The 8,968-nt window shown below is 40.1% G+C and carries 8 protein-coding genes; 3 read left to right on the top strand and 5 right to left on the bottom strand.

Annotated elements, in window-relative coordinates; all coding sequences use genetic code 11:
* Positions 1-476 (top strand): IS30 family transposase (locus L659_RS0108835; protein WP_024590280.1); only part of this gene is annotated, 476 nt, incomplete at its 5' end.
* 55 nt (positions 477-531) lie between these two features.
* Here L659_RS0108835 and L659_RS0108830 read toward each other — a convergent pair.
* From L659_RS0108830 to L659_RS0108810, 5 genes are all read right to left on the bottom strand, one after another.
* Positions 532-1,266 carry a dienelactone hydrolase family protein gene (locus L659_RS0108830; protein ID WP_024590279.1) on the bottom strand — a complete coding sequence of 245 codons (735 nt, stop codon included), beginning with the start codon at positions 1,264-1,266 and terminating at the stop codon, positions 532-534.
* A 241-nt stretch (positions 1,267-1,507) separates the two neighbouring features.
* On the bottom strand, positions 1,508-2,839 hold the full coding sequence (locus L659_RS0108825; protein WP_024590278.1) for a glycerophosphodiester phosphodiesterase family protein: 1,332 nt from the start codon (positions 2,837-2,839) through the stop codon (positions 1,508-1,510).
* Positions 2,840-2,908: 69 nt separating this feature from the next.
* A complete protein-coding gene (locus L659_RS0108820) occupies positions 2,909-3,760 on the bottom strand; it encodes a carboxylate/amino acid/amine transporter (RefSeq protein WP_024590277.1) in 852 nt (283 codons plus the stop codon).
* 383 nt (positions 3,761-4,143) lie between these two features.
* A complete protein-coding gene (locus L659_RS0108815) occupies positions 4,144-6,279 on the bottom strand; it encodes a M3 family metallopeptidase (RefSeq protein ID WP_024590276.1) in 2,136 nt (711 codons plus the stop codon).
* A gap of 208 nt (positions 6,280-6,487) precedes the next feature.
* Entirely contained in the window at positions 6,488-6,697 is a 210-nt protein-coding gene (locus tag L659_RS0108810; protein WP_024590275.1) for a hypothetical protein, read from the bottom strand.
* Between the two features lie 201 nt (positions 6,698-6,898).
* Between L659_RS0108810 and L659_RS0108805 the strand changes: the two genes are divergently transcribed.
* On the top strand, positions 6,899-7,759 hold the full coding sequence (locus tag L659_RS0108805) for a mechanosensitive ion channel family protein (RefSeq protein ID WP_007581304.1): 861 nt from the start codon (positions 6,899-6,901) through the stop codon (positions 7,757-7,759).
* Positions 7,760-7,889: 130 nt separating this feature from the next.
* A partial coding sequence (locus L659_RS0108800) for an IS4 family transposase (RefSeq protein WP_024589926.1) occupies positions 7,890-8,968 on the top strand: 1,079 nt, incomplete at its 3' end.

Genomic DNA, 8,968 nt, shown 5'->3' with positions numbered 1-8,968 from the left:
AGAAAGGTCGTATCGGAGATTGGGAAATAGATACCGTCATAGGTAAAGGTCATCGAGGCGCCCTTGTTACCATTGTAGAGCGGGTCACCCAATTCACTGTATCAACTCAGGTGGCAGGCAAAACAGCACAAGCCGTCACTGCGGCGACGATAGAACTATTAAGGCCATATAGGTCAGCGCTTCATAGCATCACGGCTGACAATGGAAAAGAGTTCGCTTATCACGATCAAATCACAGAGGCTTTAAGTGTTCCTGTTTATTTTGCTCACCCTTATCACTCATGGGAGCGCGGATTGAATGAAAACACGAATGGATTACTACGCCAGTATTGGCCGAAGAGCACAGATTTTACGGCGGTTACACCAGCGCAAGTAATACCTGTACTTGAGCAACTTAATAATCGTCCGCGGAAGACACTTGGATTTGAAACGCCTGCAAAATTGATGCAGGATCACTTGGCGGCTAAAGCCGCCTAAACGTTATGCACTTCAGGTTTGAATCCGCGTCGCTTTTAAAGCATTTATAAAACACTTATAAAGTACGGCTAAATAATGCAACCGCTTGTTGATACATATTAATTGCAAGGGCTGCATCGTATCGCTCACCTTCATCACGCATAAAGGCATGCTGGGCATTAACTTCTTGCCATTGGTAATTAATGCCAGTACTTACGCATTGCTGGTATATTTTAATACGGCCTTCCTTTGGCACATGCGGGTCTTGTTTACCCCATATAAAGTGAATTTCGCCTTGTATATCAGCCATGCGTTCAAATGAGTTATTACCTGATTTTGCCGGTAATGTATTGCTGTGAATATCAGTTGCGTATAAGCAAAAAGCCGCTTTAATTTCAGGGTTAAGCGCCGCTCTGTAAGCTAAATGCCCGCCAATACATACGCCCATAGCGCCCACTGTACCTGTGCAGTAATGCTGCTGCTTTATAAAGTCGATCATGGCTTGCGTGTCGCTATCATGATGCTCCAGTGGTTTTTCCCACTTATCTGCATTGCCTTTGTCTTTACCTGCATCGTCGTAAGCAAGCACAGTGCCCATAGGGTTTAACTCGTGAAATACTTCCGGTACGAACACTACAAAACCATGGCTTGCTAAAATAGCTGCGCTGCGTGCAATAGGTGCAGTTTGCTGAAAAATTTCAGAATAAAAAATAATAGCAGGGAACTGCCCTTGCGCCTGAGGGCGATAGATGGTTGTTCGCATTAAACCTGTAGGTGTTGGCAAGTCTGCGTTATGTTGTTGAATTATCATAAAAGCGCTCAGTTAAATAAAATTATATAATGATATGGTAACTGAGCGCGATAAAATAAACGACTTTTGTTGTCGAGTATTTATACCAACCTGCATAAATCTTTGATCAATTTAACGAATTAAATTTCACTATAACGTCGTTAAAAATTTTTTATTTAGAACAACTAGATAAAAAATTTTTGCCTAGTTCTAGCGTAATTTTCTTAACGTTAAATAGACCCCATATATAAGCAGATTGGTATTAAATACTTGCAGGCATTTTATTACAACTAGCGTAATAACTTACGGTAGCCGGCCAATCTGAAAATATAGCCATTACACCCACGTCTTTTGCGAGTACATCAACGACCGTCATCATATCGCCATCGTTATCTATAACATCAGCAATTGATTGATAGTAATAACCACCACCTTCATTAAGCGGACCTGAGCGCTCAAGGCTCCATGCAATAAGCTCTAAACCTGCTGCTTTTGCGTCAATTGCGTATTGTGATGGCACGATATTATTTTCGTTATCTATTGTTAGCATCATCCAAATTGGAGGGGCTAAAATTTTAACGCCGTCAGCCACAAGTTCATCCATGCCAGGTTGCCATGTTTGTGGGTTACTTGGATCAAATCCGGCTTCACTGTCGCGACCATCTAGGTATACGCTTTTATCTGCAAAGTCAGGGTTAGTGTTAATCCAGTATTTTACGTCTTCAAGGTTAAACGATTGCGGGTAAACTTTTGAGGCTGGCACATTCATTTGTATGTACTCGTCTAGCATTTTTTGCGCATATTGCTCTTGCGTCATTCCATCAAATGGCATACTTACTTGTGGCGATTTAAGTTCAGGGGTCATTTTTACCCCCATCCCATTAAACAGTGCAATGCTTTGTTTATGGGTCATCAATGTACCGTTGGTGGCATATAAATCAGTGCGCCAACTTGGTGTACCATCCATGTAATCGGCAACGGTAGTTGCATTAGTGTTTGCACCATCCATTTTACCTTCAAGGGTTAAAAATTCCGCTAAGCTTATATCGCTGGTACAACATTTTGCAGAAGCAGCAATACCGTTAGCGGGGTCTGCTGGTGTAAATGGCACACTGCATTTAGCTGCAAGCTCAGGAATGGCTAAAATATTAGTTGTGGTGTGTAAGTCGCATTGAGAATGGCGACATACTAGTTCTTTATCGTTTGTAAATGTAACATCGCATTCAACAATGCCTGCGCCCATTCTGGCTGCAGCAATATAGGCTTCTTTAGTATGCTCAGGGTATTGCATTGATGCACCGCGATGACCAATAGAAAAGTCGGTGCGGTAAAAAGGACCTTCACTGCATGACTCTAATTGTGTTTTTAAAGCGCTGTCGCTCATATCATTGACTAAATAATATGGACGAGTGCCTAGTTGAATATCTGGCGCATCACCGTTTGGTACTTCTACAATAACAGGCGTAGGTATTTCAACAATCTCAACTTCGGTGTTGGTAACAACCACTTCTTTTTCTATTATTTCTACATCGTCGTCGCAGCCAGCAAGTGTGGCTAACAATATACAGCCTGTAAGTAAGGTAATACGTTTCATTGTTTATCCTTAAAAAGTAAAATTTGTACTACCTTAATGATTATTAATGACAATTTAGCTACAAGTTTATTAATTTACTTTTTTATTAAGCATTTGATTCACTAATAATGCACCTAACATTATAGCTGCACCAATACTTAACCTAACTATGTCAGCGTCTCTGTTCCAAATAAGCACGTTAACAATAATCCCTGCTGGGATAAGTAAGTTATTCATGACTGCCAGAGCTCCAACGTTGACGAGTGTTGCGCCTTTATTCCACATAAAGTAACCAAGGCCTGATGCAACAATCCCTAAATAAATCAGTATGCTCCACTGAGTAGAAGTGGTTGGTAATTTGTTTGAATTACCAAATAATGCATAACAAATTGTGGCAATAATAAGTGCGCCTATAAAAAACCATCCAAATACGGTTTTATCATCAAGCTGATTGTTCATCATTAAGCGTTTGTAGGCTACTTGGCCTACAGCAAAACTTATGTTCGCACCTTGAACTAATAATAAGCCAATTATGAAATTGCTATTTAGGTTTTCGTAACGAATGGTAATCGCACCAATTACAGCAATAAGTGCGATTATAAAAAAGCGTGGGTTAAAATGTTTGTTCAATGCATCATTTAGCAAGGTAATGTACAAAGGAGTCATTACTGTAAATAGCAGTACTTCGGGGACGCTTAAAAATAAAAAGGAATGGTAGTAAAAGCTATACATAACACCAAGTTGTATAGCGCCAATCAGCATGAGCTTTAAGGCTAAAGGTTTAGGTGTTTGTTTAAACTTTAAAAATGGTAAAAATACGAGGGTTGCTAGTGCTATGCGAATTAACACACTAAACCATGCATCAACCTGACCTGCTAAATACACGCCAATTAAACTAAATGAAAATGCCCAAAGTAAAGTTACTGCAAATAAGTACCGCATAGCTGTCGTCTTTAAATAATTAATTGCAGCAGTTTATCTGTTATAAATTGATGTATAAACAATAAAAGCCCGCAAGCGGGCTTTTATAAAGCAATAATTAATAAACTAAGTTACTAGGGCGTGTTGATCTTTGTGGATTGAAATTTGTTCAATCTAGGGGCGATTTAATCGCGGCGCGAGGTTTGTAACCTAGCGGGCTAAGTAAAAACCGAGTAACAAAGAGTTAATCGTCCCTAGAAAGAACCCAAAGGGCAGCGCATGTTTGGCATTTATGCTGCGTTATCGCCTATTTATGGGGAATAACCACACTACATAGGCTCTGCCTTGCCTAAAGGCCAAACATACTGCTGCAAATTCAACCACGAAAGGTCAACATGCCCTAACTATTCAACTAAACCACGGCGCTTAAGTAGTGCGTCGGTAGTTGGTTTTTGACCTCTAAACTCAATGTAGCTTTGCATTAAGTCGCGGCTGTTACCTTTTGATAGGATTTCTTTACGGAACTTATCACCGTTTTTACGTGTTAAGCCGCCGTTGTTTTCCATATGTGCAAAGGCGTCTGCTGCAAACACTTCAGTCCATAGGTACGCGTAGTAACCCGCTGAATAACCACCTGCAAATGTGTGGCTAAAGAAGTTTGATTTGTAACGTGGTGGAACAGGGTAGTAAGCAATACCGTGTTTTTCTAGCGCGTCTTGCTCAAACTTTTGAACGTCAGTAATTTTCTTATCAGAACCAAATGAATGCCATTCCATATCAAGTAGTGCAGCGGCTAAGTATTCAGTAGTGCCGTAACCTTGGTTGAATTTTTGCGATTCAAGTACTTTATCAAGTAAAGCTTGTGGAATTGGCTCACCTGTTTTGTAATGTTTCGCATAGTTAGCAAGAACGGTTGGTTCAATCATCCAATCTTCATTTGCTTGCGACGGAAACTCAACAAAGTCACGTGCCGTTGCAGTACCCGCTAGGCTTGGGTATTTAACATCTGAGAATAACCCGTGTGCAGCATGACCAAATTCATGGAACATAGTAGACACTTCGTCAAATGTCATTAGCGTAGGCTCGCCTGCAGCAGGTTTTGGAATGTTCTGCGCATTGTAAATAACCGGTTTAGTGCCTTTTAATCCGCTTTCGCTAACGTATGCACTCATCCATGCGCCGCCACGTTTACCTTCACGTGCATATGGGTCTAAGTAAAATAAACCAATAGCGCTGCCATCAGCGTTAAATACTTCGTATACGGTTACATCTTCATGATAAACAGGAAGATCTTTACGTTCTTTAAACGTAATACCGTACAGTTTGTTCATTGCAAAGAATAAGCCATCGTGAATAACCGATTGCATTTCAAAGTATGGTTTAACAAGTGCTGGATCTAAGTTGTACTTTTCTGCACGTACTTTTTCAGCATAAAAAGTCCAATCCCATGGTTTAAGCTCAAAGCTTTCGCCTGAATCGTTAATCACTTTTTGAATAGCGGCTGCTTCAATCTTTGCTTTTTCAACTGCTTTTGGTGCTAAGTCATCAAGGATGCCGTAAACGTTTTCAGTTGTTTGCGCCATACGCGACGTCATTACATAAGAAGCCCAATCTTTGTAGCCTAAAAGCTCTGCTTTTTGAGCGCGTAGGTTGGTTTCTTTAATAATAATAGGGCCGTTAGTTTTTGCTGCACGGTTTGCAGAGGCTTTAAAAATTCGCTCACGCAGGTCGCGGTTTTCAAGGCTACTTAAAATTGGCTGTTGCGTTGTATTTACCAAAGTGATCATGTAGCCGTCTTTGCCCGCTTTTTTAGCTGAAGCTGCAAGGCCTGCAATTTCGCCTTCAGAAAGACCCGCTAATTCACTTTTATCTGTAACTACAATAACGTCTTCTTTAAACGATTTTAAAATGTTTTGTGAAAACGCAGTAGATAGCTGAGCTAGCTCTGAGTTAATTTCACGCATTTTAGCTTTTTCAGCGTCATTTAATTTAGCACCTGCTTTTACAAACTGCTTGTAGTAAAAATCAACTAGGCGTTTATCTTCTGCGTTTAATTTATCTTGATTGTCGTAAATTGTTTGTACGCGCTTAAATAATTCACCGTTTAAGTAAATATCATCTGAGTGAGCAGATAATACAGGCGCCATTTTTTCATCAATACGCTGGTATTCAGCATCTGAAATTAAACCAGATAAGTTATAAAAAGCAGCCGATACGCGATTTAATAGCTCCCCTGACAATTCCATTTTAACTAATGTGTTTTCAAATGTTGCTGGAGCAGGGTTATTAGCAATGGCTTGTACTTGTGCCGTGTGCTGTGCGATACCTGCATCGAATGCAGCTTCGTAGTCTTTTGTACCAAATTTATCAAATTCTGGTGCCATATATTGCAATGGGCTTGGCTTAAATAAAACATTGTTTGCGTTCATGTCTTGCACTTGTGCTGCGCCTTCTTTTGCCATGTTTTGTGTATCGTTAGATGAACAGGCCGATAATATTAAGGCACTAGCAATAGTAGTGGCGATCAGGGTTTTACGCATAATAACTCCATAGAAAGATTAGCCGGAATAGGCTTTGCGAGTCGAAAAACCTAGTTAACTTATCAAATTTTGGCGTTTATACAATAAAGTTTATCGGTATTAAGGGGGATTTGAACGCAAATTAGCTAATATTTAGCTTTAAGGGAGGTAAAAGTAGCTCTAAAAGTAAACACCTGAGCTACTTAATAAGTCGTTGAGTCATAATTGCTTAGTTATATCCAAGTACAAATTTTCTCTCAGAGCCAAAGTTGCTAGGTTGTTGTTGGCCAAACTCTTTGTTGATAGATGCCAGTGTTTGCTCTTGTTCTGCAAGAAGGCACAAAATTTTATTTCGGTAATCTAGGCTGCTTTCAAATAAATGTAAGTCTACCTGCGGCTGCAAAGTAGCGAGTCTTTGATTTAAAGTAAGTTGTGTCATATGTGATCTCCAGTGCTTGTACACTATTTATATAGCACTCGGTGCAATAAAGAGTTAATAAATTGTTCATAAAAAGTATATTGAACTTATTAACTTGGCGTTTTAGTTATATTATGACTGCTAAACTTACCCAACACTGAACCGCTTTCACTTTATAGCGATTTAAATTTAAAGCGCTCCTTTGCTTGTTTTGGAAAATAAATGACCTTAGAACACATAAACCAAATTCTTGCCTTTGTTGTATTTAGTTACAGCGATGTACACATTACCGTAGCAAAAATTATTAAAGTGCCTTTAATACTTTTCGCTATTTGGTTTATTGTGACGCGTATTGGCAAGCTAATAACAAAAACATTATTGGCAAAAAAGTTAAGCCAAGATGCCGTGCATTTATTTACACGTATCTACTTTATTTTAAGTATCGCTATTTTAATTTTTACATCTTTAGAAGTATTAAGCATACCGCTTACTGCGTTTGCTTTTGTTTCAGGTGCAATAGCCATTGGTGTAGGCTTTGGTGCTCAAAATATTATCAATAACTTTATTAGTGGCTGGATACTAATGTGGGAACGCCCAATACGTATTGGTGACTTTTTAGAGGTAGGCAATGCAAAAGGCGTGGTTGAAACAATTAATACTCGCTCAACGCGTATTCGCCGAAATGACGGCGTACATATGCTTATTCCTAATTCTCAATTGCTCGAAAATACAGTAACAAACTGGACGCTAATAGATGGCAATGCACGCTCATCGGTCAGTGTAGGCGTTGCGTATGGATCAGACGTGATACTGGTTAAAAAGCTTATTCAGCAAGTGCTTGATGATCATGAAGCAATATTGGCTAATCCAAAGTCATCGGTGTTATTTGATGACTTTGCAGATAGCTCGCTCGTATTTAACGCTATTTTTTGGGTGTGCGCCGAGTCAGAAACCATGCTTAGAAAAGTACGCAGTGATATTCGTTTTAGTATTTACGCTGTATTTGAAAAGCATGATGTAGTGATTGCTTTTCCGCAGCGTGATATTCATATCGACGGTGAAATTGCATTTAAGCGCTCATAGTTCAAATATAGTAAATATTAAAAGTCGCTCTTGGGCTAACACCGATCAGTTAAGGTATTTTTGATCGGTTGACTGATCTTTTGGTTGCTTCACAATACCCTTATCATCTTTTGATTATGAGGGTATTTTTATGCTTAGTCATTGGTTACTTGATACGGATATATTCGCCACTCCTGACTCTTTATCTACATTTCAGAAACATATCCCTCTTGAGTGGATTTCTAATGTGCTCGAGCAGACCGATAAAGCAAGTATTCGCAAACGTAAGTTACCTGCTGAGCTTGTCGTCTGGCTTATCATTGCAATGGGTCTTTTTCGCGACCGCTCTATTAGTGACGTTGTTGAGAAGTTAGATTTAACACTCACTGATACCCTGGGCGATACGGTTGCTCCAAGTGCTATTCCTCAAGCGAGACAGCGCCTGAGTAGCGACCCCCTCCAAGCCTTATTTCACCTATGTGCAGCCCGTTGGACACAAGAAGAAGATGCTGATGATACGTGGTATGGACTCCGGTTATTTTCTGTTGATGGAACGCAATTTCGTGCACCTGATACACCTGCTCTTGCTGAGCACTTTCACTATATTAAGCACAGTAAAAACCGTCATACAGAATATCCTATTGTACGCCTATGCGCCTTAAGCTCCTTGCGTAGCCGGTTGATACACCACGTTGCCTTCGGGCCCAGTTATCAAGGTGAGGTGAACTACGCAAAGCAGTTATTTGGTCATGTAAGTGATAACAGTCTAACTATTTTTGACCGATGTTATCTCAGCGCTGAGCTACTGATTAATTGGCGTAAGCAACACCCACAGTCGCACTGGATGGTCCCGATTAAAAGCAACACGCAATACACCGTCATTGAATCTTACTCTGAGCATGACTTCAAAGTAGAGATGAGTGTATCTGCGCATGCCAGAAAACAAGACCCTTCGCTTCCTGAGTGCTGGCAGGCCAGACTGGTTCTTTATCCTGAGCCAATGGGGCCTGGAAAAATAAAAGGTCTGCTGTGCTCTTTGGATGATAAACAGGCTTTTGGTGCACAGGCCATTCTTGATGTCTATTTCGAGCGCTGGGAAATTGAAAATAGCTATGGAGAAATAAAACACCAGATGCTTGAGGATAGTATTCTTTTGCGTAGTCAGACTGTGGATGGAGTCAATCAAGAGCTATGGGGTATATTGCTAGCCTACAATTTAATTCGAGTAGA

The sequence above is a fragment of the Pseudoalteromonas sp. S8-8 genome (assembly GCF_000497875.1).
GTDB lineage: Bacteria > Pseudomonadota > Gammaproteobacteria > Enterobacterales > Alteromonadaceae > Pseudoalteromonas > Pseudoalteromonas arctica.
Note: the sequence above shows the minus strand (reverse complement) of the source record. Positions and strands in the feature narration are given on the sequence as shown.

What these genes read in the sequence shown, in the direction of transcription:
- L659_RS0108830 (WP_024590279.1), bottom strand. Translation starts at nt 1,266, where the DNA reads ATGATAATTCAACAACATAACGCAGACTTGCCAACACCTACAGGTTTA.
- L659_RS0108825 (WP_024590278.1), bottom strand. Translation starts at nt 2,839, where the DNA reads ATGAAACGTATTACCTTACTTACAGGCTGTATATTGTTAGCCACACTT.
- L659_RS0108820 (WP_024590277.1), bottom strand. Translation starts at nt 3,760, where the DNA reads ATGCGGTACTTATTTGCAGTAACTTTACTTTGGGCATTTTCATTTAGT.
- L659_RS0108815 (WP_024590276.1), bottom strand. Translation starts at nt 6,279, where the DNA reads ATGCGTAAAACCCTGATCGCCACTACTATTGCTAGTGCCTTAATATTA.
- L659_RS0108810 (WP_024590275.1), bottom strand. Translation starts at nt 6,697, where the DNA reads ATGACACAACTTACTTTAAATCAAAGACTCGCTACTTTGCAGCCGCAG.
- L659_RS0108805 (WP_007581304.1), top strand. Translation starts at nt 6,899, where the DNA reads ATGACCTTAGAACACATAAACCAAATTCTTGCCTTTGTTGTATTTAGT.